The 22,821-nt window shown below is 59.4% G+C and carries 24 protein-coding genes and 1 pseudogene; 8 read left to right on the top strand and 17 right to left on the bottom strand.

The annotated features are described in order from the left end of the window. Positions 1–47 precede the first annotated feature (47 nt). From VD17_RS11080 to VD17_RS11055, 6 genes are all read right to left on the bottom strand, one after another. Positions 48–788 carry a hypothetical protein gene (locus VD17_RS11080; RefSeq protein WP_046053854.1) on the bottom strand — a complete coding sequence of 247 codons (741 nt, stop codon included), beginning with the start codon at positions 786–788 and terminating at the stop codon, positions 48–50. A 55-nt stretch (positions 789–843) separates the two neighbouring features. Continuing rightward, a complete protein-coding gene (locus VD17_RS11075; RefSeq protein WP_003229509.1) occupies positions 844–1,224 on the bottom strand; it encodes a RidA family protein in 381 nt (126 codons plus the stop codon). A gap of 24 nt (positions 1,225–1,248) precedes the next feature. Continuing rightward, positions 1,249–3,354 (bottom strand): bifunctional GTP diphosphokinase/guanosine-3',5'-bis pyrophosphate 3'-pyrophosphohydrolase, encoded by a 2,106-nt coding sequence (gene spoT, locus VD17_RS11070; protein ID WP_033059343.1) that lies wholly within the window; start codon positions 3,352–3,354, stop codon positions 1,249–1,251. Between the two features lie 56 nt (positions 3,355–3,410). After that, positions 3,411–3,674 (bottom strand): DNA-directed RNA polymerase subunit omega, encoded by a 264-nt coding sequence (gene rpoZ, locus VD17_RS11065; protein ID WP_007894670.1) that lies wholly within the window; start codon positions 3,672–3,674, stop codon positions 3,411–3,413. A 167-nt stretch (positions 3,675–3,841) separates the two neighbouring features. Continuing rightward, the gene (gmk, locus tag VD17_RS11060) at positions 3,842–4,462 is read right to left on the bottom strand and encodes a guanylate kinase (RefSeq protein WP_033059345.1); all 621 of its coding nucleotides are present in this window, start codon (positions 4,460–4,462) and stop codon (positions 3,842–3,844) included. Between the two features lie 12 nt (positions 4,463–4,474). Beyond that, positions 4,475–5,338 (bottom strand): YicC/YloC family endoribonuclease, encoded by an 864-nt coding sequence (locus VD17_RS11055; RefSeq protein WP_046053853.1) that lies wholly within the window; start codon positions 5,336–5,338, stop codon positions 4,475–4,477. Positions 5,339–5,606: 268 nt separating this feature from the next. Here VD17_RS11055 and rph point away from each other — a divergent pair, with 268 nt between their 5' ends. Together rph and VD17_RS11045 are read left to right on the top strand one after the other, a co-directional pair. Beyond that, a complete protein-coding gene (gene rph, locus VD17_RS11050; RefSeq protein WP_046045041.1) occupies positions 5,607–6,329 on the top strand; it encodes a ribonuclease PH in 723 nt (240 codons plus the stop codon). Positions 6,330–6,357: 28 nt separating this feature from the next. Beyond that, a complete protein-coding gene (locus VD17_RS11045; protein WP_046053852.1) occupies positions 6,358–6,726 on the top strand; it encodes a DUF4870 domain-containing protein in 369 nt (122 codons plus the stop codon). A 181-nt stretch (positions 6,727–6,907) separates the two neighbouring features. On the opposite strand, the gene VD17_RS11040 is transcribed toward VD17_RS11045, so the two are convergent. Beyond that, positions 6,908–7,687, bottom strand: coding sequence for an exodeoxyribonuclease III (locus VD17_RS11040; protein WP_007934608.1), 780 nt, complete (start codon positions 7,685–7,687; stop codon positions 6,908–6,910). A gap of 82 nt (positions 7,688–7,769) precedes the next feature. On the opposite strand from VD17_RS11040, the gene pyrE reads away from it, so the two are divergent. Next, positions 7,770–8,414, top strand: coding sequence for an orotate phosphoribosyltransferase (gene pyrE / locus VD17_RS11035; RefSeq protein ID WP_007934609.1), 645 nt, complete (start codon positions 7,770–7,772; stop codon positions 8,412–8,414). 44 nt (positions 8,415–8,458) lie between these two features. Here pyrE and VD17_RS11030 read toward each other — a convergent pair whose 3' ends face one another. The 7 genes and pseudogenes from VD17_RS11030 to coaBC form a co-directional block, all read right to left on the bottom strand. Next, entirely contained in the window at positions 8,459–8,842 is a 384-nt protein-coding gene (locus VD17_RS11030) for a hypothetical protein (RefSeq protein ID WP_046053851.1), read from the bottom strand. Next, positions 8,829–9,401 carry a hypothetical protein gene (locus VD17_RS11025; protein WP_046053850.1) on the bottom strand — a complete coding sequence of 191 codons (573 nt, stop codon included), beginning with the start codon at positions 9,399–9,401 and terminating at the stop codon, positions 8,829–8,831. The genes VD17_RS11030 and VD17_RS11025 overlap by 14 nt, the downstream gene beginning before the upstream one ends. 17 nt (positions 9,402–9,418) lie before the next feature. After that, positions 9,419–9,628, bottom strand: a complete 210-nt coding sequence (locus VD17_RS11020) for a hypothetical protein (RefSeq protein WP_046053849.1) — start codon at positions 9,626–9,628, stop codon at positions 9,419–9,421. Positions 9,629–9,818: 190 nt separating this feature from the next. Continuing rightward, positions 9,819–10,724: an acetylglutamate kinase gene (argB, locus tag VD17_RS11015; RefSeq protein WP_010465204.1), complete on the bottom strand. Its 906-nt coding sequence runs from the start codon at positions 10,722–10,724 to the stop codon at positions 9,819–9,821. 25 nt (positions 10,725–10,749) lie between these two features. Further along, positions 10,750–12,126: pseudogene (locus VD17_RS11010) on the bottom strand (phosphomannomutase/phosphoglucomutase); the annotation flags it as partial. A 329-nt stretch (positions 12,127–12,455) separates the two neighbouring features. Next, entirely contained in the window at positions 12,456–12,911 is a 456-nt protein-coding gene (dut, locus tag VD17_RS11005; RefSeq protein ID WP_046053847.1) for a dUTP diphosphatase, read from the bottom strand. 5 nt (positions 12,912–12,916) lie between these two features. Next, positions 12,917–14,125 carry a bifunctional phosphopantothenoylcysteine decarboxylase/phosphopantothenate--cysteine ligase CoaBC gene (gene coaBC / locus VD17_RS11000; RefSeq protein WP_046053846.1) on the bottom strand — a complete coding sequence of 403 codons (1,209 nt, stop codon included), beginning with the start codon at positions 14,123–14,125 and terminating at the stop codon, positions 12,917–12,919. A 136-nt stretch (positions 14,126–14,261) separates the two neighbouring features. Between coaBC and radC the strand changes: the two genes are divergently transcribed. Continuing rightward, positions 14,262–14,936 carry a RadC family protein gene (gene radC, locus VD17_RS10995; protein ID WP_046053845.1) on the top strand — a complete coding sequence of 225 codons (675 nt, stop codon included), beginning with the start codon at positions 14,262–14,264 and terminating at the stop codon, positions 14,934–14,936. A 115-nt stretch (positions 14,937–15,051) separates the two neighbouring features. Here the strand turns inward: radC and VD17_RS10990 are convergent, their stop codons facing one another. Further along, positions 15,052–16,638, bottom strand: a complete 1,587-nt coding sequence (locus VD17_RS10990) for an ABC transporter substrate-binding protein (RefSeq protein ID WP_046053844.1) — start codon at positions 16,636–16,638, stop codon at positions 15,052–15,054. Between the two features lie 446 nt (positions 16,639–17,084). Between VD17_RS10990 and rpmB the strand changes: the two genes are divergently transcribed. Continuing rightward, complete coding sequence (gene rpmB / locus VD17_RS10985) at positions 17,085–17,318, top strand: 50S ribosomal protein L28 (RefSeq protein WP_007894701.1); 234 nt, start codon at positions 17,085–17,087, stop codon at positions 17,316–17,318. 11 nt (positions 17,319–17,329) lie between these two features. After that, positions 17,330–17,485, top strand: coding sequence for a 50S ribosomal protein L33 (gene rpmG, locus VD17_RS10980; protein ID WP_007894709.1), 156 nt, complete (start codon positions 17,330–17,332; stop codon positions 17,483–17,485). A 188-nt stretch (positions 17,486–17,673) separates the two neighbouring features. Here the strand turns inward: rpmG and VD17_RS10975 are convergent, their stop codons facing one another. Further along, the gene (locus tag VD17_RS10975) at positions 17,674–18,036 is read right to left on the bottom strand and encodes a cupin domain-containing protein (protein ID WP_033059370.1); all 363 of its coding nucleotides are present in this window, start codon (positions 18,034–18,036) and stop codon (positions 17,674–17,676) included. Positions 18,037–18,274: 238 nt separating this feature from the next. Here VD17_RS10975 and VD17_RS10970 point away from each other — a divergent pair, with 238 nt between their 5' ends. After that, complete coding sequence (locus tag VD17_RS10970; RefSeq protein WP_046053843.1) at positions 18,275–19,768, top strand: aldehyde dehydrogenase; 1,494 nt, start codon at positions 18,275–18,277, stop codon at positions 19,766–19,768. A 188-nt stretch (positions 19,769–19,956) separates the two neighbouring features. Beyond that, positions 19,957–21,102, top strand: a complete 1,146-nt coding sequence (locus tag VD17_RS10965) for an MFS transporter (protein ID WP_046053842.1) — start codon at positions 19,957–19,959, stop codon at positions 21,100–21,102. A gap of 112 nt (positions 21,103–21,214) precedes the next feature. Here VD17_RS10965 and VD17_RS10960 read toward each other — a convergent pair whose 3' ends face one another. Continuing rightward, on the bottom strand, positions 21,215–22,783 hold the full coding sequence (locus VD17_RS10960; protein WP_046053841.1) for a phospholipase D family protein: 1,569 nt from the start codon (positions 22,781–22,783) through the stop codon (positions 21,215–21,217). Positions 22,784–22,821: the final 38 nt, after the last annotated feature.

Below are 22,821 nucleotides of genomic sequence, written 5' to 3'. Positions count from 1 at the left end.
GAGCAAGCTCGCTCCCACATTGGTTATGCGTTGACCTTAGGGTCGGATTACTGCTTCTCGAGCAACCACTTGCGACTACCCGGCGTGAACGATGGCATCTCGTCTGCCTGAGCCGTGTTTACGGCCTGGAGAATCTCCAGCTCTTTGCCCTTGCGTGCAAAGATCCAGGTATTGCCCTGGCCATTCGCTTGCAGCCACATGTTGTCGTGACCGCCGCTCATCGACGCGCAATCGCCCGCCAGACACAAGGCATAACGATCCGCACCCGGTAGGCCGGCAACCTGGCCGTCAGCCTGGAATTGCACGGTATTGCCTTCGCCGGGACCGCTGACGACTTTCCAGCTGCCGCCCATGTAGGCCGAATACAATGCGCGTTCGAAACTGGCACCCATCGGTGCGCCGTCCGGCACCGTAACCTGCGCGCGATGGAAGACTTGCTCCGGCTCATTGTCGCTGGCGACTTGGCTCAGTTGCTTGCCATCACGCTTCAGCGCGCTGGCGGAGCTGCCATAAAAGTCGACTTTCCAGGCGCCGGACTCTTCGCCCAGCAGCTTGCCGTCGACATTTTCAAAACCATTGGTGTAGCGGGCCTGACCGGCCTTGGTGTTGACGTCCCATTCCAGGTTCGGGCCATAGGCCTGGAGCGCTTCGCGCAGGGGGCCGCCTTTGGCTGCAGCATCGATCGCCACCTGATTGATCCAGGTGCCGCTGATGTCACGGTCGGCAGGGTTGCTGGCACATCCGCCCAAGAGTAGGGCGACCAGCGAGAGAGCTAGCGCATGGCGCATGGTGGAATCCTTTCAAGACAGAATCGGCGCAGCCCTTGGGGCTGCGCCGGACGCATTACTCGATGACCAGAATGGCATCCATTTCAACCTGCGAACCCTTTGGCAGGGCTGCTACGCCGATGGCGGCGCGGGCTGGGTAAGGTTGATCGAAGTACTTGCCCATGATCTCGTTGACCTTGGCGAAGTGGCTCAGGTCGGTGAGGAAGATGTTCAGTTTGACGATGTCCTTGAACGAACCGCCAGCGGCTTCAGCCACGGCTTTGAGGTTCTCGAACACCTGGACGGTCTGGGCTTCGAAGCCTTCAACCAGTTCCATGGTTTTTGGGTCCAGAGGGATTTGACCCGACATGTAAACGGTGTTGCCAGCCTTGATCGCCTGGGAGTAAGTACCGATGGCGGCCGGGGCCTTGTCGCTGGTGATAACAGTCTTGGTCATGAATGACTCCTTGTAATAGTGGGCTTAGGCGCGCATGCGGGTGATGCGAATCACCCCGGTCAAGGCGCGGAGTTTCTTGATCACGCGGGCCAGGTGCACGCGGTCGTGCACGCTGACGACCAGTTGGACCACGCTGATGCGACCATCGCGTTCGTCCATGCTGATTTTTTCGATATTGCCGTCGGCCGCGTTGACGCTGCTGGCCAGCAGAGCGATCAGGCCGCGCTGGTGTTCCAGCTCGACGCGCAGTTCGACATTGAATTCGCCGGTGACATCCTTGGCCCACGAGAGCTGGATGCATTTTTCCGGGTTGTGGCGGATTTCGCTGATGTTGCGGCAGTTGTCCAGGTGCACGACCATGCCTTTGCCCGCGGACAAGTGGCCGACAATCGGGTCGCCCGGGATCGGTGTGCAGCACTTGGCGTAACTGAGCACCAGGCCTTCGGTGCCGCGAATGGCCAATGGACCTTCCGCGCTTGGCAGCTGTTCGCCTTCGCCAAGCAGGCGGCGGGCGACCACGTAAGCCATGCGATTGCCCAGGCCGATGTCTTCGAGCAAGTCTTCGATCAGTTCCAGGCGGTACTCGGTGAGCATCGCCTTGACGCGCTCGGCTGCGACTTTCTCCAGCGAGCTGTCGAAACCGTTGAGGACCTTGTTCAGCAGGCGTTCGCCGAGGCTGATGGACTCGGAGCGGCGTTGCAGTTTCAACGCATGGCGGATGTGAGTCCGCGCCTTGCCGGTGACCACGAAGTTGAGCCACGCCGGATTCGGTCGCGCGCCGGGGGCGCTGACGATCTCGACCGTGGAGCCGCTTTGCAGCGGTTCGGACAGCGGTGCGAGACGACGATTGATCCGACAGGCAATGCAGCTGTTGCCCACGTCGGTGTGCACCGCATAAGCGAAATCGACCGCCGTGGAGCCTTTGGGTAGCTCCATGATCCGGCCTTTGGGCGTGAACACGTAGACCTCGTCCGGGAACAGGTCGATCTTCACGCTCTCGATGAATTCCAGTGAGTTGCCGGCCCGTTGCTGCATCTCCAGCACGCCTTTGACCCACTGACGGGCGCGGGCATGAGTGCCTTTTGGCTGCTCGTCGCCGCTGGATTTGTACAGCCAATGGGCGGCGATGCCGTTGTTGGCCATCTCTTCCATTTCACGGGTGCGGATCTGAATCTCGATCGGAACACCGTGCATGCCGAACAATGTGGTGTGCAGCGACTGGTAGCCGTTGGCCTTGGGGATCGCGATGTAATCCTTGAAGCGCCCCGGCAACGGTTTGTACAAATTATGCACAGCACCCAGCACGCGGTAGCAGGTATCGACCTTGTCGACGATGATCCGGAACGCATAGACGTCCATGATCTCGTTGAAGGCCCGACGCTTGCCGCGCATTTTCTTGTAGATGCCGTAGAGGTGTTTCTGACGACCGCTGACCTCGCCCTGAATGCCATCGATGGCCAGGCAGTGGCTGAGTGATTCTTCGATCTTGTTGACGATTTCCTTGCGGTTGCCCCGGGCGCGTTTGACCGCCTGGTTGATCCGTGCGGAACGCATCGGGTGCATCGCCTTGAAGCCGAGGTCTTCGAATTCTATGCGGATGGCGTGCATGCCCAGCCGGTTGGCGATGGGCGCATAGATTTCCAGGGTTTCCTTGGCGATCCGTCGGCGTTTTTCGCCGGACAGGACTTCCAGGGTCCGCATGTTGTGCAGGCGGTCAGCCAGTTTGACCAGGATCACGCGAATGTCGCGGGCCATGGCCATGGCCATTTTCTGGAAGTTTTCGGCCTGGGCTTCGGCTTTGGTCTCGAAGTTCATCTGGGTCAGTTTGCTGACCCCGTCGACCAGTTCGGCCACGGTTTCGCCGAATTGCGCTTGCAGCGCTTCCTTGGCAATACCGGTGTCTTCGATCACGTCATGCAGCATCGCAGCCATCAGGCTCTGATGGTCCATGTGCATGTCGGCAAGAATATTCGCAACCGCGAGTGGGTGCGTGACGTACGCCTCACCGCTACGGCGGCGTTGGCCGTCGTGGGCTTGTTCGGCGTAGAAGTACGCTCGGCGGACCAGGTTGACCTGGTCCTTGCCGAGGTAGGTCGATAAGCGATCGGCGAGGGCGTCTATGCTCGGCATGATGAAACCTGCCGTTCGCTGTGACCCCGCGCCGTGCTACGTCGACCAGGCATGGCTTAGACTGCCTCGTTGGACTCGTCCTCGAACGCTGCGAACAGCGGTTCGTCTTCGACGATTTCAGCGTTGGCGATGAACTCGTAGCTCATCAGGCCTTCGGCGATTTCACGCAAGGCTACAACGGTAGGCTTGTCGTTTTCCCACTGAACCAGTGGCTCTTTGCCGCCGGTGGCCAGTTGACGGGCACGCTTGGTAGACAGCATGACCAGCTCAAAGCGGTTTTCCACGTGGTTTAGGCAATCTTCAACGGTTACGCGGGCCATGGTATTCCTCGGAGCGAATGCAATATGCGCGCTGCCCGGTTGGGCGAGCGGACTCAACAGTTTAAAAAATCACCAGCGATTAGGGAAGCGCTGATTTTTTGACCAAGCCCTTCGACGCGCTGCAAGTGCCAATGTAAAGCCCTTGCAACGGTTTTGGGAAGAGCTGTTTAGCCGAGCAATTCGGCCAAAAGTTTTCCGTTACGCTGCTGCTGGCGCTTCTGATGAAGCTGATTGGCACGGAAAATCGCCTGCAAATCGCGCAGTGCGTGGGCGAAATCGTCGTTGATGATCAGGTAATCATAGTCGACGTAGTGACTCATCTCGCTGACGGCTTCGCGCATCCGGCCGTCGATGATCTCGTCGCTGTCCTGGCCGCGATTGGTCAGGCGCTGGTGCAAGGCTTGCAGGGACGGCGGCAGAATGAAGATCGAACGGGCCTGGGGCATCAACTTGCGCACTTGCTCGGCGCCCTGCCAGTCGATTTCCAGAATCAGGTCGTGGCCTTCGTCCAGGGTCTGCTGCAGGTGGCTTTGCGAAGTGCCGTAGAGATTGCCGAACACTTCGGCTCGCTCGAGAAAATCCCCATGCTCGATCATCTTCACGAACTCGCTGCGTTCGACGAAGTGATAGTTCACGCCGTTCACTTCACCGGGGCGCATGGCGCGGGTGGTGTGGGAGACGGAGACGCGGATCTCCTGATCAGCGTCGGTCAGGGCCTTGACCAGGCTGCTCTTGCCCGCGCCCGAAGGTGCGGAAATGATGTACAGGGTGCCGGTGCTGTGGGTCATGTCAGGGTTGCCTTACTCAATGTTCTGCACTTGTTCGCGCATCTGCTCGATCAACACTTTGAGGTTGACCGCCGCCTGGGTGCTGCGCGGGTCGAAGGCTTTGGAGCCCAGTGTGTTGGCTTCGCGGTTGAGCTCTTGCATCAGGAAGTCCAGGCGCCGACCGGCAGCGCCACCGGATTTGAGCACCCGGCGAACTTCGATGATGTGAGTGCTCAGGCGATCCAGTTCTTCGGCGACGTCGCTCTTTTGCGCGAGCATGACCATTTCCTGCTCCAGCCGCTGCGGGTCCATCTCGGCCTTCATGTCGGCAAAGCGGTCGAGCACTTTCTGGCGCTGGGTGGCGAGCATCTGCGGGACCAGTTCACGCAGGGTCACCACGTCTTCTTCAATGGAGGTCAGGCGATCGTTGATCAACCGCGCCAACTCCGCGCCTTCGCGTTCGCGGCCGGCCTTGAGTTCTTTCAGGCCTTCGTTGAACAGCGTCAGTGCTTCTGCATTCAAGGCTTGCGGGTCGCTCGCATCGCCCACCAGCACGCCGGGCCAGGCCAGGACTTCCAGCGGGTTCAGCGCGGCCGGATTTTTAATCAGGCTGGCGATGGTCTCGGCGGCGGCGACCAATTGAGCGGCGCGCTCGCGGTCTACTTGCAGTGGTTTGTCGGTATTTTCTTCGGTGAAGCGCAGGGTGCATTCGAGCTTGCCCCGGGAGATTCCCTGACGCAGCGCTTCGCGGACTGCGCCTTCGAGGTCGCGAAAGGACTCCGGCAGACGCAGGTGCGGCTCCAGGTAGCGGCTGTTGACCGAGCGCAGTTCCCAGCTCAGGGTGCCTTGGGCGCCGGCTTTTTCGACGCGGGCAAAGGCGGTCATGCTGTGCACCATGGAGGTACCTCGCAATGCAGGTTCATGCGTTACCAAAGGTTTCGCAGGCCTGATCTATATGAATTTAAGCCCAGAGGCAGCAAAGGCGCAGGATTGTAGCGCAGTGGGGCGAATGCGCCCAAACACACGGTGTGACAAAGGGCTGCAGGTCGTCGGCAAAGCGCTGTTCAGGGCCTTCAGTCGTCGGGGATTTTTTAGAAGTGCCCACTCGTGGCCCTGCGGCTCTATAATGCTCCGCAGTTTTCCGTCCCCCGTACAGGTATTCCCTATGAAACGTCCAAGTGGTCGCGCTGCCGATCAGCTCCGCTCGATCCGCATTACCCGCAACTACACCAAACACGCCGAGGGATCTGTACTGGTCGAGTTCGGTGATACCAAAGTCATCTGCACCGTCAGCGTCGAGAACGGCGTGCCGCGTTTCCTCAAAGGTCAGGGCCAAGGCTGGTTGACCGCCGAATACGGCATGCTGCCGCGCGCCACTGGCGAGCGTAACCAGCGTGAAGCGAGCCGTGGCAAACAAGGCGGCCGCACTTTGGAAATCCAGCGTCTGATCGGCCGTTCCCTGCGCGCTTCGCTGGACATGTCCAAGCTGGGCGACGTCACCCTGTACGTCGACTGCGACGTGATCCAGGCTGACGGCGGCACCCGCACCGCGTCCATCACCGGCGCCATGGTTGCACTGGTCGATGCCTTGAAAGTGATCAAGAAGCGCGGCGGCCTGAAAGGCGGCGACCCGCTGAAACAAATGATTGCTGCCGTATCGGTGGGCATGTATCAGGGCGAGCCGGTACTCGACCTCGACTACCTGGAAGACTCGGCTGCCGAGACTGACCTGAACGTGGTGATGACCAGCACTGGCGGCTTCATCGAAGTCCAGGGCACTGCCGAAGGCGCTCCGTTCCAGCCGGAAGAACTGAACGCTATGCTTGAGTTGGCGAAGAAAGGCATGAGCGAAATCTTCGAACTGCAAAAGGCTGCACTGGCCGACTGATCGGACTGTTCCAGGCAAGGAGGGCGTTATGAGTGACGAGCAACAGCTGCTTCCCACACCGAGCAAAGAGGTTCGGCAGTGGGCAATGTTTTGTCACCTGTCCGCCTTGCTGGGGATCTGGATTCCTTTCGGCACGCTGATCGGCCCGCTGATTCTCTGGCAGATGAAGCGCGAGATGGACCCGTTCATCGATGCGCAGGGCAAGGAGGCGCTGAACTTTCAGATCACCGTCGCCATTGCTTCCGCCATCTGCTTACTGCTGATGGTGGTGATCGTCGGGTTCTTTCTGTTCGGGCTGTTGGCGATCGGTGCGCTGGTGCTGACGATCATTGCCGGCGTCAAGGCCAATGAAGGGGTGCCTTACCGGTATCCGTTCACCTGGCGGTTGATCAAATAAGCCTCGGCACAGATCCCCATGTGGGAGCGAGCCTGCTCGCGAAAGCGGTCCGACATCCAGAGTTGATGTCGCCTGACACACCGCTATCGCGAGCAGGCTCGCTCCTACAAAAAAGCCAAAAGTCAGCACACACAAAAAAGCCGACATTGAAGTCGGCTTTTTTGTGTGTGCGAAAAGACGCTTAGATGGTCAGCGTCCAGTCGTAATCCACGATCAGCGGTGCATGTTGCGAGAACCGTGGCTGGCGTGGCAAGCGTGCGCTACGTACAAAGCGACGCAGGCCCGGAGTCAGCAGCTGATAGTCGAAACGCCAACCGAGGTTGAGCATTTCAGCTTGTTCGTTATCAGGCCACCAGCTGTACTGGTCACCTTCACGGCTGACTTCACGCAGGGCATCGACATAGCCCATGTTGCCGACAATCTCGTCCATCCAGGCGCGTTCAGGCGCCAGGAAGCCCGGGGATTGCTGGCTGTCACGCCAGTTCTTGATGTCCAGCTTCTGTTGCGCCACGTACAGCGAGCCACAGTAAATGTACTCGCGACGTTTGCGTCGCTGTTTATCCAGATAACGGGCGAAATCGTCCATTAGCTTGAACTTCTGGTTCAAGTCTTCATCGCCGTTCTGCCCCGAAGGAAGCAGCAAGGTCGCGATGCTGACCTTATCGAAATCGGCTTGCAGGTAGCGCCCGTAGCGGTCGGCTGTCTCGAAGCCGAGACCGCTGATGACTGCCTTCGGTTGCAGCCGCGAATACAAAGCCACGCCACCTTGGGCGGGAACTTCGGCTTCGCAGGCATAAAGGAAGTAGCCATCCAGTTGGAAGGCTGGATCGTCCAGTTCAAAGGCGGAGGCGCGGGTGTCCTGCAGGCAGATGACGTCGGCATTCTGTGCTTGCAGCCAACTGAGCAACCCTCGCTCCACTGCAGCCTGAATACCATTGACGTTCACACTGATGATCCGCATAAATGGCCCCAAAAATCGCGTGCGTGTATGATACACGGCGTCAACCTAATTAGCTAAATCCGTGGTATTTGGGGTTTTTTTCATGCAAGCGTATCAGCGCGATTTCATTCGTTTTGCCATCGATCGCGGCGTTTTGCGCTTCGGCGAGTTCACCCTGAAGTCCGGGCGCACCAGTCCTTACTTCTTTAATGCCGGGCTTTTCAACTCGGGTTCGGCCCTGGCGCAGCTGGGTCGTTTCTATGCGGCGGCCATCGTCGAGAGCGGGATTTCGTTCGACGTTTTGTTCGGTCCAGCCTACAAAGGCATCCCTTTGGCGGCGACCACCGCAGTGGCCCTGGCCGAGCATCATGATCGTGATTTGCCATGGTGCTTCAACCGCAAGGAAGCCAAGGCTCACGGCGAAGGCGGCAGTCTGGTCGGCGCACCGTTGACCGGCGACGTACTGATCATCGACGACGTGATCACCGCAGGCACTGCCATCCGTGAGGTGATGCAGATCATCGCTTCCCAGGACGGCGCCAAGGCGGCGGGTGTGCTCATCGCCCTGAACCGTCAGGAGCGTGGCAACGGCGAGTTGTCGGCGATCCAGGAAGTGGAGCGTGACTTCGGCATTCCGGTGATCAGCATTGTCTCGCTGAACCAGGTGCTCGAATTCCTGGCGGACGATCCGCAGCTCAAGCAACACCTGCCAGCGGTTGAAGCTTACCGCGCACAGTTCGGCGTTTAACGAAAAGGCCCTGTTTTTACAGGGCCTTTTTTTACCTCTGGCGATTAACGCAGGCTGCGCCATTTCGCACACAGGCGCAGGGTCAGCCGTGCGTTGAATAGCGCAAACACCATCAGTGCAAACACAACCATCACATAGAGCGTGCGATCCACGTCAAAGTCCCAAAGATCCAGCGTGCTGCTGCCCATGATGTTCACAGCGGCAGGCAAGTTGACGTAAAACAGCGCCAGGAAGGCGCTGGTCAGAGGGAGGGCGCAGGCGAACAAAACGTTCGTTACCTTTTCCCGGCTACGTTTTCTGGCGAGTGGGCCAGATTGGTTTTCATCCAGTTCCAGCGCTTCATGCAGCTTCGGCCACGCCAGGTTGAACATGAAGGTGGTCAAGGTCAGCAGCAATCCACTGACCGCCACGATGTCACTGAACGGCATTGATCCCCAGCGTTGCGCAGAGCAGGTCGTGGGAATCCTCGCTAATCTCGAACTGCCCGGCGCTGCCTTTACGTTTTGTGATGGGTTTGAAGGTCGGTTCGTTCTGTGTGATCAGCATGTTCAGCTCATCACGAATGACGTCCGAACTGATCACCACCAGGTACACCGTCTGCGCATGTTCCGCAGACTCGATCACGGCTCGCATGCTGTGCTGAAGAATATCGTCCAGCTGATTGCGAAAGCGCGAAACGGTGTTTTTCAGCAGGGTTTTGCTTTGGCTCTGGGTCAGCTGAAAAATCGTCGATATCTGGGATTCGGTCGGCAATGTCTGCCCGAAGTAGCTTTGAATCAGATACAGCAAGCGGTCCTGTTTCGCTTCATCGGCCCGACTCGGCATGCCGCCTTCTACCAGCATTTTCAAGTATTCGGTCAGGCTCGCCTTGGCGATACGTTGTAAGGCATGAGCGATTTCGCTGTCGGAAATCTTCAGGGTCTTTTTGACCGGCTCCTTCTGCTCCTGCTCGAAAGCCTGGGCGTCGATCGTGAACGAGATCTGCATGGCTGTGTCTCCCGTGATCACTTACCGGATTTCGGATAAGGGTCGTCCGTTGCGTCTCCTTGGCCGCTGAGGATTTTCCAGCCGTTTTGTAGGTGCAATGAATCCAGGCGTTGCGGGCAGGGCGGCAAGGATTTTTTCGATTGGTTGGAATATTCGTAGCCGCAGTCGGCGCATTCGTAGGTGCCTGCGGAAACGTCGCTGCCGTAAGGTGCGTAAACTTTTTGCATGGGGTCGTTCTCCTGTGGATACAGGGAAGATCCTATGCGGACTAATGCTGGCGGGATGTCGGACGTTTCGCTTAATCAGGTCAGACATTTCCTGCGCGCATAAAAAAGATCGCAGCTTTCGTCAGCTCCTACGGAATATTCGTACATCCGTAGGTGCCGCAGAAGGCTGCGATCTTTTGACGTTCTTGAATCAGTGGCGCTTGCGATTGCTGATCAAGGTACCCACACCGGTGTCGGTGAAGATTTCCAGAAGAATCGCATTCGGCACCCGGCCATCGATGATCAACGAGCTGCCCACACCACCTTGCACGGCTTCCAGCGCGCAACGGATCTTCGGCAGCATGCCACCGTAGATGGTGCCGTCGGCGATCAGCTCATCGACCTGTTGGGTTGTCAGGCCAGTGAGAACCGTGCCCGACTTGTCCATCAGGCCGGCGATGTTGGTCAGCAGCATCAGCTTTTCAGCTTTCAGCGCTTCGGCGACTTTGCCGGCCACCAGGTCAGCGTTGATGTTGTACGACTCGCCGTTGGCGCCGACACCGATTGGCGCGATCACCGGGATGAAGTCACCTTTGACCAGCAGGTTCAGCAGGTCGGTGTTGATGCCGACCACTTCGCCCACTTGGCCGATGTCGATGATTTCCGGTTGGGTCATCTCCGGCGTCTGGCGGGTCACGGTGAGTTTCTTCGCGCGAATCAGCTCGGCGTCTTTACCGGTCAGGCCGATAGCGCTGCCGCCATGACGGTTGATCAGGTTGACGATGTCCTTGTTCACCTGGCCGCCGAGGACCATTTCCACCACGTCCATGGTCTGCGCATCAGTCACGCGCATGCCATCGATGAAGTGGCTCTCGATCGACAGACGCTTGAGCAGGTCGCCGATTTGCGGGCCGCCGCCGTGAACCACCACCGGGTTAATGCCGACGGCTTTCATCAGCACGATGTCGCGGGCGAAGCCGGTTTTCAGCTCCTCGCTTTCCATCGCGTTGCCGCCGTATTTGATCACCAGCGTCTTGCCGACATAGCGGCGAATGTAAGGCAGCGCTTCGGACAGGACCTTGGCGGTGTTGGCGGCGGCTTCGCGTTCGAGGGTCATTCAGGGCTCCGGGTGCTTCGTTAAATCAAAACGGTAATTGGAGATCAGGTGCAACACGCTTCAGCTGGACTTTGAATACGTCCTTGATGCGCTGCAATTCCGCCTCGTCATCGGCCTCGAAGCGCAACACCAGCACCGGTGTGGTGTTGGATGCGCGCACCAGGCCCCAGCCTTTGGCGTAGTCGACTCGCACGCCGTCGATGGTGGTCAGGTCGGCGCCTTCGCCCCACTTCGCGTCGTGCAATGCATCAATGATGCTGAATTTGCTCTCTTCGGTCACATGGATATTGATTTCCGGCGTAGAAATATCGTTCGGGAAGGTCGCAAACAGCTCTTCCGCGGTGGATTTTTCTTTGCTGAGGATCTCCAGCAGACGCGCGGCGCTGTAAATGCCGTCGTCGAAACCGAACCAGCGTTCCTTGAAGAAGATGTGCCCACTCATTTCGCCGGCCAACAGGGCGCCGGTTTGTTTCATTTTCTTTTTGATCAACGAGTGACCGGTCTTCCACATTAGCGGGCGACCGCCGTATTCCTTGATCAATGGCGTCAGGCGACGGGTGCATTTGACGTCGAAGATGATTTCCGCGTCAGCGTTGCGCGCCAGTACGTCACGGGCGAACAGCATCAGCAGGCGGTCCGGGTAGACGATGCTGCCGGTGTTGGTCACCACGCCGACGCGGTCGCCGTCGCCGTCGAAGGCCAGGCCGAGGTCAGCGTTGGTTTCCTTGACCTTGGCGATCAGGTCCACGAGGTTTTCAGGCTTGCCCGGATCCGGATGGTGGTTCGGGAAGTTGCCATCGACGTCGCAGAACAGCGGGATAACTTCGCAGTTCAGGGCTTCGATCAGTTGCGGGGCGATCACACCGGCCGCGCCGTTGCCGCAGTCAACGACGACTTTGAGGCGACGAGCCAGTTTGATGTCCTGAACGATTTCGGTGTTGTAGCGGTCGAGGATTTCGACCTGGGTGACGCTGCCCTTGCCGCTGCTCAGGTTGTTGGTCTTGAGGCGTTCGTGCAGGGCCTGGATCTGTTCGTTGGCGAGGGTGTCACCAGCGATGACGATCTTGAAGCCGTTGTAGTTCGACGGGTTGTGGCTGCCGGTGAGCATCACGCCGGATTTGCCTGCCAGTACGTTGGCGGCGTAGTACAGCGCAGGCGTTGGCACCAGGCCGACGTCGCTGACGTGGCAACCGCTGTCGGCGAGGCCTTTGATCAGTTGTTCGACCAGTTCCGGACCGGACAGGCGACCGTCACGGCCGACGGAAACGTTCGGTTCATCCTGGGCCAGGCTCTGGGAGCCGATGGCGCGACCGAGCCAATAAGCGGTTTCAGCGTTCAAGAATTCCGGGACGGTGCCGCGAATATCGTAGGCGCGGAAGATGCTGTCGGGGAACTTGGGTGCGACTTGGGCTGGGTGACTCATCTGTAGGAATGCTCCATCTCGAAAGTGACTGGACAGGCCTGCGAAAAATGCATTGGCCGGCTCAAACTGAAGGGTATGACGGTGTTTTCCACTGAGAGTTCGTGGTGTGTAAAGGCCATGTCACCTACGTTTGCGAGGGAATGACCGGTCAATGCCTTGATTTTGGGCGGTAAACCTTACAGATGAACTTTATGCGAATTGTGGCGAGGGAGCTTGCTCCCGCTTGGGTGCGCAGCACCCATAAAATCTTGGGGCCGCTCCGCAGCCCAGCGCGAGCAAGCTCGCTCGCCACAGGGTTCTCTATCCGATCAGTGGCTGCCCGAGTGGCCGAAACCGCCAGCACCGCGCTCGGTTTCAACGAACTCTTCAACCATCTCGAAGTGCGCTTGAACCACCGGCACCAAAACCAGCTGGGCCAAACGCTCGCCAACGACCATGTTGAAGTCGGTCTGGCCACGGTTCCAGCACGACACCATCAGTGGGCCTTGATAATCGGAGTCGATCAGGCCGACCAGGTTGCCCAACACGATGCCGTGCTTATGGCCCAGGCCCGAGCGCGGCAGAATCAGCGCCGCCAGGCCTGGATCACCTATGTAGACCGACAGGCCGGTAGGAATCAGCACGGTTTCGCCCGGCTTGATGACGGTGTCTTTTTCCAGCATGGCACGCAGGTCGAGGCCGGCGGAGCCTGGCGTGGCGTACTGCGGCAGCGGGAAATCGGTACCGATGCGAGGGTCGAGGATCTTGGCTTGCAAAGTGTGCATGTAAATTAAACCTGGTTCAGACGTTCGGCGATAAAAGTGATCAGCTGGCGAGCAATCTTGCTCTTGCTGGTCTGAGCGAAAAGTGTGGCGTGTAGCTGGCGGTCGATCACGCTGCAGGCGTTTTCTTCGCTGTTGAAGCCAATGCTCGGGTTAGCGACGTCGTTGGCGACGATCAAATCGAGGTTCTTGTCTTTCAACTTGCGTGCAGCGTAATCGAGCAAATGTTCGGTTTCCGCGGCAAACCCGACACTGAACGGACGGTCGGGGCGCGTGGCGATGGTGGCCAGAATGTCTGGGTTACGCACCATCTGTAGCAACAAGCCGTCACCGTTCGTAGGGTCTTTCTTGAGTTTCTGTGGGGCGACGACTTCTGGACGGTAATCCGCGACTGCTGCCGAGGCGATGAACAGGTCGCAAGGGATCGCGGCTTCACAAGCAGCGAGCATGTCGCGGGCGCTGACCACGTCGATGCGGGTGACGCGATCCGGGGTCGGCAGGTGCACCGGGCCGGTGATCAGGGTTACGCGGGCACCGGCTTCCACTGCGGCTTCGGCCAGGGCAAAGCCCATTTTCCCGGAGCTGTGGTTGGTGATGTAGCGCACCGGGTCGATGTTTTCCTGGGTCGGGCCAGCGGTGATCAGCACGTGTTTGCCGGTCAGTGCCTGGCGCTGGAAGCAGTCTGCCGCGCACTGGGCGAGGTCGGTGGCTTCGAGCATGCGACCCATGCCGACGTCGCCGCAGGCCTGGCTCCCGGAGGCTGGGCCGAAGGTTTTCAGGCCACGGCTTTCGAGGGTTTGCAGGTTGGCCTGGGTCGCCGGGTCGCGCCACATGGCCTGGTTCATCGCCGGGGCAACGGCGACCACGGCGTCGGTGGCCAGCACCAGCGTGGTCAGCAGGTCGTCGGCAATGCCTTGGGCCAGGCGGGCCATGAGGTCCGCAGTGGCGGGGGCGATCAGCACCAGGTCGGCCCATTTGGCCAGTTCGATGTGGCCCATCGCGGCTTCGGCCGCGGGGTCCAGCAGGTCGAGGTGGACCGGGTGGCCGGACAAGGCCTGCATGGTCAACGGCGTGATGAACTCGCTGCCGCCACGGGTCATGACCACGCGCACTTCGGCGCCCTGATCGATCAGGCGGCGAACCAGGTCGGCGCTCTTGTAGGCAGCAATGCCACCGCCGACGCCCAGAACGATGCGTTTCCGATACAGCCGCTGCATAGGTCTGCCTTTCATTTCGTTGATGACTGCATGGCGATACCCCCTCCCCAGGGATGAAATCGCCCGCAAAAAAGATGGGCTAAGATATCACAGCGACCGCTATGGAACAGCGGCGCCCACAGACCAGGGAGGTGCTATGAGTATTCGCGATTGGCCAGCGGCGGAACGGCCGCGGGAGAGGTTGCTTGAGTTGGGCTCGGGGAGCCTTTCAGACGCCGAGTTGCTGGCGATTTTTTTACGAACGGGCGTGTCGGGCAAAAGCGCGGTAGATCTGGCGCGACACCTGTTGAGTCAGTTTGGCAGCCTGCGCTCACTGCTCGAGGCCGATCAAGTAGCATTCAGCAGGCAGTTGGGGCTCGGGCCGGCGAAATTCGCTCAGTTGCAAGCGGTCCAGGAAATGAGCCGGCGGCATTTGGCCGAACGTGCACGGCAAAAATCGGCGCTGGAAAATCCGCAGGCGGTTCGTGATTACCTGAAGTCAATGTTGCGCCACGAGCCTCACGAGGTGTTTGGCTGTCTGTTTTTGGATTCCAGGCATCAAGTGCTGACCTTTGAAGTGCTGTTTCGCGGCTCCATCGACAGCACCAGTGTCTATCCGAGACAAGTGGTTAAACGCGCGTTGGCCCACAACGCCGCAGCGCTGATCCTCTGCCATAACCATCCGTCGGGTAATACCAACCCCAGTCAAGCCGACCGAACGCTGACCAAACGCCTGCAGGAGGCGCTGGATCTGATTGATGTGCGGGTACTCGACCATTTCATCATCGGTGACGGCGATCCGCTGTCCATGGCCGAGTACGGGTGGATGTGAGCCCCTGTAGGAGTGAGCCTGCTCGCGATGGCATTCTTTCAGTCACCGGTTAGGTTGACTGACGCGACGCCATCGCGAGCAGGCTCACTCCCACAGGGTTTTATGTTGAGGCTGATTACTTCAGGTTGACCTTCGAGTAATCCTGACGACCAAACGGGCTGACCTGATAGCCCTCAACGTCCTTGCGCGTCAGCGCGAAGGCGGTCGGGTGGGCCAGCGGCAGCCACAGCGCCTGTTGCTGGATCTGCGCCTGAGCCTGCTCGTAGAGCTTGGTGCGCACACCTTGCTCGCCGGTGGTCTTGCCGGCGCTGATCAGCTTGTCCAGGTCCTGGTTGCAGTAGCGGGCGAAGTTGGTGCCGGATTTGACCGCGGCGCAGGAAAACTGCGGCGTGAGGAAGTTGTCCGGGTCGCCGTTGTCGCCGGCCCAGCCCATGAACAACAGGTCGTGTTCACCGGCCTTGGCGCGGCGAATCAGTTCGCCCCATTCGATCACCCGAATCTCGGCCTGAATGCCGATTTCCGCGAGGTCCGATTGTAGCATTTGAGCGCTGAGGCTCGGGTTGGGGTTGAGCAGACTGCCGGAAGGTCGGGTCCAGATGGTGGTCTGGAAACCGTCCTTGAGACCGGCCTTCGCCATGAGTGCTTTGGCTTTTTCGACGTCATGCGGATAGCCCGGCAGGCCTTTGGCATAGCTCCAGGTGTTCGGCGGGTAGGGGCCGTTGGCAGGTTCGGCGGTGTCTTCGAACACGGCTTTGACGTAGTTGGCCTTGTCGAACGCGAGGTTGATCGCCTGACGCACTTCAGGCTTGTCCAGCGGCGGATGCTGGCTGTTGATGCCGACGAACGCGGTCATGAAGGCGTCAGTCTTTTCCACTTTCAGGGTCGGTTCTTTCAGCGCTGCCTGTACGTCCAGAGGCTTGGGCGACAGGGCAATCTGGCATTCGTTACGACGCAATTTCTGCAAACGCACGTTGGCGTCGGGGGTGATGGCGAAGATCAGCGGGTCCACCGACGGTTTGCCACGGAAGTAGTCCGGGTTGGCCTTGTAGCGGATCGAGGCGTCTTTCTGGAAGCGCGTGAAGATGAACGGCCCGCTGCCGATCGGTTGGCTGTTGAGTTTCTCCGGGGTGCCGGCCTTCATCAGTTTGTCGGCGTATTCAGCCGAATAGATCGAGGCGAAACCCATGCTCAAGGTCGCGAGGAAGGTCGAGTCCGGGTGGTCGAGGGTGAAGCGAATGGTCAGCGGGTCCAATGCATCGATCTTCTTGATCAGCGCCGGTAACTGCATCGACTGGGCGTGCGGGAAGCCGCTCTGGGACACTTTGTGCCAAGGGTGTGCCGGGTCGAGCATGCGGTCGAAGCTGAACTTCACGTCTTCGGCGGTCAGTTCGCGCGTCGGGCTGAAAAATTCAGTGCGGTGGAATTTCACCTGTGGGTGAAGCTTGAACACGTACGTCAGGCCGTCGGGCGTGACTTCCCAGCTGTCCGCGAGGCTGGCGACCACTTTGCCGCTGGCCGTGTCGAAGTCCACCAGGCGGTTCATCAGCACGTCGGCCGAGGCGTTGGTGGTGGTCAGCGAGTTGTATTGCACCACGTCGAACCCTTCCGGGCTGGCCTCGGTGCAGACGCTCAGGGCGGCGGCATGGGCCAATGGGCTCAGCAGAAGCGGGGCAAGCAGCAGCGGTAGGGCAGCGAGGCGCATGGTCGGATTCCTTTACAGATCGAAGGCCCATCTGCAAGTGCAGTCTGGAAAAGGCTTACCCTAGTGGGCTCTTTTGTAAATGACTATCCCCTTTTTCATTTTAAGGGGACTATGTGCGACTGTTTTCGGTGTGTGCTGGCTGAGAGAAATCCTGAATCGGTGTGTTGGCCGATTCTCTGCGACGAGCGGTCTTCATCGACGACAGCCTTTGTCTTAGGCGCTTGGAGCCTGAAAAATGGGGTTTTTATCAACTCGGCGCACACGGAATGTTGTTGCTCTTCAGTCTTTCTGGTATAAAGCAGCGCTCTTTTCTAGGGGCCCGGTTCCTTCACTGTAGGTGTAGCCGGTAAGACCTCTAAAGAAACGCGGCGCCTGGCGCCAAATGACTGAGAGATTAAGCGGCCAACCCATGCCGGGTTGGGCATGTGGTTTTAGAGGGCTGAGGCATGTCGAGAGTATGTCAAGTTACCGGTAAGGGTCCGGTGACTGGGAATAACATTTCCCACGCAAACAACAAAACCCGTCGTCGTTTCCTGCCGAACCTGCAGCATCACCGCTTCTGGGTTGAAGAAGAGAAACGTTTCGTGCGTCTGCGCGTATCTGCCAAAGGCATGCGTATCATCGACAAGCGTGGCATCACTGTCGTGCTGGCCGAAATCCGCAAAGCTGGCAAGATCTAAGGGAGCTAATCATGCGTGAATTGATTCGTTTGATTTCGAGCGCCGGTACTGGTCACTTCTACACTACCGACAAGAACAAGCGCACTACTCCGGACAAAATCGAGATCAAGAAATTTGATCCGGTTGTTCGCAAGCACGTGATCTACAAAGAAGGCAAAATCAAGTAATTGATTTTTCCCTCTTACGAAAAAGGCCCGTATCGCGAGATACGGGCCTTTTTTGTTGCCTAGGGTTTTGTGTTGCCCTTCAGGGCCTCATCGCGAGCAAGCTCGCTCCCACAGGGGATCTGTGCCGATCACAAAACCTGTGGGAGCGAGCTTGCTCGCGATGAGGCCGGCTGGGACAACCCAAATCCTCAAGCCTTCTGTTCAAACACCACATAGATCTTGCGGCACGGCTCCAACACCTCCCAGGTGCCTCTGAACCCGGCCGGGATCACGAAACGATCGCCCACGCGCAGGGTCTTGCCGTTGCCATCGTTGTCGCGCAGCACTGATACCCCCTGAAGGATTTCGCAGTATTCGTGCTCGGTGTAGTTCACATGCCACTGGCCGACTTCGCCTTCCCACACACCTGCGCTCATCTGGCCGCAAGGACTGTTGTAGTGGTTGTACACTGCTTGTTCGGGGTCGCCCTTGAGGACTTTCGCCGGGTCTGGCCGATAGCGATCGGGCTGGGTGGTGGCCTGGCTGAAGTCGACTATGTCCTGGATGCTCATTGTTGTAATCCCCCGTGATTGCGGCGCGAGTGGTTGGAATATTTAAAGTCTATGTTTATTAAAATGAACATCGCAAGGCCGTTTGCCGGCCTTATGTCAAATATATTGAAACTTCACCTGCCGCTGGTTTAGGGTGACGGTTGCCTTGGGCCGAAAAATCAGGCTGGCTGGGCAGAATTCCTGACAGCGCCCGCGAAGACCGTGGAGCGTTCGTATTCAACAAGAGGAGGACACTCGTATGACCACCCTGACTCGTGCCGATTGGGAACAACGGGCTCGCGATCTGAAGATCGAAGGCCGCGCCTACATCAATGGCGAATACACCGATGCTGTCTCCGCCGAGACCTTTGAGTGCATCAGCCCGGTCGATGGCCGTCTGCTGGGCAAGATTGCCAGCTGTGACGCCGCCGACGCCCAGCGCGCTGTTGAAAACGCCCGCACCACTTTCAATTCCGGCGTCTGGTCGCGCCTGGCGCCGACCAAACGCAAAGCCACCATGATCCGTTTCGCCGGCCTGCTGAAACAGCACGCCGAAGAGCTGGCCCTGCTTGAAACCCTGGACATGGGCAAGCCGATCAGCGATTCCCTGTACATCGACGTTCCAGGCGCGGCGCAAGCCCTGAGCTGGAGCGGTGAAGCCATCGACAAGATCTACGACGAAGTGGCCGCGACTCCCCATGACCAGCTGGGTCTGGTGACCCGCGAACCCGTCGGCGTAGTCGGCGCCATCGTGCCGTGGAACTTCCCGCTGATGATGGCCTGCTGGAAACTCGGCCCGGCGCTGTCCACCGGTAACTCGGTGATCCTCAAGCCATCCGAAAAATCCCCGCTGACCGCCATCCGCATCGCTGCGCTGGCTGTTGAGGCCGGCATCCCGAAAGGTGTGTTGAACGTCCTGCCAGGTTACGGTCACACCGTCGGCAAGGCCCTGGCCCTGCACAATGATGTGGACACCCTGGTGTTCACCGGTTCGACCAAAATCGCCAAGCAACTGCTGATCTACTCCGGCGAATCGAACATGAAACGCGTCTGGCTCGAAGCTGGCGGCAAGAGCCCGAACATCGTGTTCGCCGATGCGCCGGACCTGCAAGCTGCCGCTGAATCGGCTGCCGGCGCCATCGCCTTCAACCAGGGCGAAGTCTGCACCGCCGGATCGCGCCTGCTGGTGGAGCGTTCAATCAAGGATAAATTCCTGCCGTTGGTGATCGAGGCCCTCAAGACCTGGAAACCGGGCAACCCGCTGGACCCGGAAACCAACGTCGGTGCACTGGTGGACACCCAGCAGATGAACACCGTGCTGTCCTACATCGAATCCGGCCACACCGACGGCGCCAAACTGGTGGCGGGCGGCAAACGCATTCTTCAGGAAACCGGTGGCACCTACGTTGAGCCGACGATTTTCGACGGCGTCAGCAACGCGATGAAAATCGCTCAGGAAGAAATCTTCGGTCCAGTGCTGTCGGTGATCACTTTCGATACCGCCGAAGAAGCCATTGCGATTGCCAACGACACCCCTTACGGCTTGGCCGCAGCGGTGTGGACCAAGGACATTTCCAAGGCCCATCTGACTGCCAAGGCACTGCGCGCGGGTAGCGTGTGGGTCAACCAGTATGACGGCGGCGACATGACGGCCCCGTTCGGTGGCTTCAAGCAGTCCGGCAACGGTCGCGACAAGTCGCTGCACGCGTTCGACAAGTACACCGAGCTGAAGGCGACCTGGATCAAGTTGTAATTTATAGCGGGCCCCGGTCAAAAACCGGGGCCAAACACAACGAAGATCCCCTGTGGGAGCGAGCTTGCTCGCGATAGCGGTCTGACAGTCGACGTCAATGTTGAATGTGAAACTGCCATCGCGAGCAAGCTCGCTCCCACAGTGTTTTGTGTCGTCTGTGAAAAATAATATCCACAGGAGCGTGGGAAATGCGTTGGGCGACTTATTTCGCCGTGTTGGCGTCTGTCTTGAGTGTCGGCCTGGCCCTGGGCGTCAGCATGCCGTTGGTGTCGTTTCGTCTGGAAGGCTGGGGTTACGGCTCGTTCGCAATCGGTGTGATGGCCGCGATGCCCGCCATTGGCGTATTGCTGGGGGCAAAGATCTCCAGCCATCTGGCCGCGCGTCTGGGCACGGCCAATCTGATGCGTTTGTGTCTGTGGGCCGGGGCGTTGTCCATCGGTTTGCTGGCGCTGTTGCCGAGCTATCCGATTTGGCTGGTATTGCGGCTGATGATCGGGGTGATCCTGACCCTCGTCTTCATCCTCGGCGAAAGCTGGATCAACCAGCTTGTGCTGGAAGAGTGGCGCGGGCGATTGGTGGCGCTGTATGGCAGCAGCTATGCGCTGAGTCAGCTGGCCGGGCCGTTGCTGCTTGGCGTGCTGGGCACTGAGCACGATTATGGATTCTGGGTCGGCGTCGGTTTGTTGATGGCGGCACCGTTTCTGTTGCTGGGCCGCAGCGGCGCTCCGGCCAGTGAAGCCAGCAGCGTGACCTTCAGCGACTTGCTGGGTTTCTGCCGTGGCCTGCCGGCGATTGCCTGGGCGGTGTCGCTGTTCGCAGCGTTCGAAGCGATGATCCTGACGTTGTTGCCGGTTTATTGCCTGCGTCAGGGTTTTACGACGGAAATTGCGTTGGCGATGGTCAGCACGGTGGTGGTGGGTGATGCCTTGCTGCAGTTGCCGATTGGCGCACTGGCTGATCGCTTGTCGCGACGTACGTTGTTCACCGGGTGTGCGGTGGTCCTGCTGCTATCGAGCCTGGCCATCCCTTTGTTGATCGATACGTTGCTGATCTGGCCGTTGTGGGTGTTGTTCGGTGCCAGTGCCGGTGGCTTGTTCACCTTGTCACTGATCCTGATCGGCGAGCGCTATCGCGACGATGCATTGGTGCGCGCCAATGCGCATATCGCGCAGTTGTGGGGTATCGGTTGCCTGGTCGGACCGTTGGCGGCCGGTGCCGGCAGTCAGTGGGTCAGCGGGCATGCGCTGCCACTGCTGATGGCGGCCGGTGCGCTGGGGTTGGTGATTCTGCTGTCACGGCAAGGGGCATTTGGCACGGCGGCAGAGCCGGCTTAAACCTGTGGGAGCGAGCTTGCTCGCGATGCGGTTGATCAGTCGCAGGGATGTTGAATGTGGTGACGCAATCGCGAGCAAGCTCGCTCCCACAGGGATCGCGTTTCGTCTGGCGTTACAACATCCGCTCCAGGCCGACCGTGGTGCTCATCCATGCATTGAAGCGCCGCCACCAGCTTGCCGGCTCCCGGGTCAGGGTGTGCAGCTTGCCGTCGTCTTCTGTCACCCAGACAACCTGGCCGTTTTCCAGTTTCGCCTGATAACTCAAGGGCGGCGCCATGCCCTGCATCGCCAGTTCACGCACGCGCGCGGCGAGTTCCGGGCTGTCCACCAGCACCCCGACTTCGGTATTCCACAGCACTGAACGTGGGTCGAAATTGAACGAGCCAATGAACGACTTCTGCTGGTCGAAGATCATCGCCTTGCTGTGCAGGCTGGAATCGGAGCCGCGGTTGGACTTGCTGTAGAACAGATGGGGGCCGCTGCCGCCACCTCCACCAGGTTGGCGACGCAATTCGAATAGCTGCACGCCATGCTCCAGCAGTGCCTTGCGATACGGCGCGTAACCGCCATGCACCGCCGGGACGTCAGTGGCTTCCAGTGAGTTGGTCAGCAGGCTCACCGACACCCCGGCATCGGCGCGCCCGGTCAGGTACACCAGGCCCGGCTGGCCGGGTACGAAGTAGGCCGAAATCATGATCAGCTCTTTGCTGACGCCATTCAGCTCGGGCGACAACTGCGTGCTCAGCAGCAATTGCGGGTCGGGCTCGCCGTCGGCCAGCACCTTGCTCGGCGCGTCCCACAGTGCCTGGTTCCAGGCCCAGATCAACTCCCGACGCCAGATTGCCAGGCGCGGGTGCGTGGTGTAGGTCATCAACTGCTGGTAGAGCGCGTGATTCTGTTTGCGCGTTTCCTCAAGCGATTCTTCCAGTCGGGTCCGGGTGTTTTCCAGATCCCTGGCCGTCGGTTTGCTCGAGAGGAACTCGTCGATCGGCTTGCTCAGCGCACTGTTCCAGTATTGGTCAAAACTGTGCCCCAGCTGTTCGGCGACCGGGCCGACGCTGAGCATGTCGATGTCAGTGAAATTCAGGTTGGGTTCGGCATCGAAGTACTCATCCCCCAGATTGCGCCCGCCGACGATGGCCATGCTGTTGTCGGCCAGCCACAGCTTGTTGTGCATGCGCCGGTGTTGCTGCGACAGGTTGAGCAACCGTCCCGCCGTTCGTGTCACGCCGGTACTGCGACCCAGGTGCAATGGGTTGAACACACGGATCTGGATCTGCGGATGCGCCGCCAGCGTGGCGATGAGCCGGTCCAGGCCATCGCTGGTGGTGTCGTCGAGCAGAATGCGTACGCGAACGCCACGGTCGGCAGCCTTGAGCAGCTCGTCCACCAGCATCCGTGTGCTGATGCCGTCGTGAACGATGTAGTACTGCAAATCCAGGCTGCTTTGGGCGTTGCGGATCAGCTCGGCGCGGGCCGTGAAGGCTTCGGTGCTGTCGGACAGCAGGCGAAAGCCGGATTTCCCTTCGTGGGGGGCAGCCTGGGCCTGAATCGAGCGACCGAACGCCGAGTCACTGGCGGGCAGTGACTGGCTCGGTTCGCGCGGAACGTTGAGCGTCGCACAGCCTCCGAGGAACGAGGCGAGTAACAGAAGAGCGAGCAGGGGCTGACTGACTCTCACGTGGGATCGTTCCGATTGGCGGCAGGTGTCGGCATATG

Origin of the sequence: Pseudomonas fluorescens (genome assembly GCF_000968015.1) — a bacterium.
GTDB classification, from domain to species: domain Bacteria; phylum Pseudomonadota; class Gammaproteobacteria; order Pseudomonadales; family Pseudomonadaceae; genus Aquipseudomonas; species Aquipseudomonas fluorescens_W.
The sequence above is the reverse complement of the archived record's forward strand: the minus strand, read 5'-3'. Positions and strand labels throughout refer to the sequence as shown.

Coding starts and splice junctions, on each gene's coding strand:
- argB (WP_010465204.1), bottom strand. CDS start 10,724: ATGACCCTCGAACGCGAAGCCGCCGCCAACACCGCCAAGGTCCTGTCC.
- rpmB (WP_007894701.1), top strand. CDS start 17,085: ATGTCGAGAGTATGTCAAGTTACCGGTAAGGGTCCGGTGACTGGGAAT.
- VD17_RS11025 (WP_046053850.1), bottom strand. CDS start 9,401: ATGCAGATCTCGTTCACGATCGACGCCCAGGCTTTCGAGCAGGAGCAG.
- pyrE (WP_007934609.1), top strand. CDS start 7,770: ATGCAAGCGTATCAGCGCGATTTCATTCGTTTTGCCATCGATCGCGGC.
- VD17_RS11030 (WP_046053851.1), bottom strand. CDS start 8,842: ATGCCGTTCAGTGACATCGTGGCGGTCAGTGGATTGCTGCTGACCTTG.
- VD17_RS10970 (WP_046053843.1), top strand. CDS start 18,275: ATGACCACCCTGACTCGTGCCGATTGGGAACAACGGGCTCGCGATCTG.
- radC (WP_046053845.1), top strand. CDS start 14,262: ATGAGTATTCGCGATTGGCCAGCGGCGGAACGGCCGCGGGAGAGGTTG.
- VD17_RS10965 (WP_046053842.1), top strand. CDS start 19,957: ATGCGTTGGGCGACTTATTTCGCCGTGTTGGCGTCTGTCTTGAGTGTC.
- rpoZ (WP_007894670.1), bottom strand. CDS start 3,674: ATGGCCCGCGTAACCGTTGAAGATTGCCTAAACCACGTGGAAAACCGC.
- spoT (WP_033059343.1), bottom strand. CDS start 3,354: ATGCCGAGCATAGACGCCCTCGCCGATCGCTTATCGACCTACCTCGGC.
- VD17_RS11045 (WP_046053852.1), top strand. CDS start 6,358: ATGAGTGACGAGCAACAGCTGCTTCCCACACCGAGCAAAGAGGTTCGG.
- dut (WP_046053847.1), bottom strand. CDS start 12,911: ATGCACACTTTGCAAGCCAAGATCCTCGACCCTCGCATCGGTACCGAT.
- VD17_RS10975 (WP_033059370.1), bottom strand. CDS start 18,036: ATGAGCATCCAGGACATAGTCGACTTCAGCCAGGCCACCACCCAGCCC.
- VD17_RS11020 (WP_046053849.1), bottom strand. CDS start 9,628: ATGCAAAAAGTTTACGCACCTTACGGCAGCGACGTTTCCGCAGGCACC.
- VD17_RS11040 (WP_007934608.1), bottom strand. CDS start 7,687: ATGCGGATCATCAGTGTGAACGTCAATGGTATTCAGGCTGCAGTGGAG.
- rpmG (WP_007894709.1), top strand. CDS start 17,330: ATGCGTGAATTGATTCGTTTGATTTCGAGCGCCGGTACTGGTCACTTC.
- gmk (WP_033059345.1), bottom strand. CDS start 4,462: ATGACCCACAGCACCGGCACCCTGTACATCATTTCCGCACCTTCGGGC.
- VD17_RS11075 (WP_003229509.1), bottom strand. CDS start 1,224: ATGACCAAGACTGTTATCACCAGCGACAAGGCCCCGGCCGCCATCGGT.
- VD17_RS11080 (WP_046053854.1), bottom strand. CDS start 788: ATGCGCCATGCGCTAGCTCTCTCGCTGGTCGCCCTACTCTTGGGCGGA.
- coaBC (WP_046053846.1), bottom strand. CDS start 14,125: ATGCAGCGGCTGTATCGGAAACGCATCGTTCTGGGCGTCGGCGGTGGC.
- VD17_RS11055 (WP_046053853.1), bottom strand. CDS start 5,338: ATGGTGCACAGCATGACCGCCTTTGCCCGCGTCGAAAAAGCCGGCGCC.
- VD17_RS10990 (WP_046053844.1), bottom strand. CDS start 16,638: ATGCGCCTCGCTGCCCTACCGCTGCTGCTTGCCCCGCTTCTGCTGAGC.
- rph (WP_046045041.1), top strand. CDS start 5,607: ATGAAACGTCCAAGTGGTCGCGCTGCCGATCAGCTCCGCTCGATCCGC.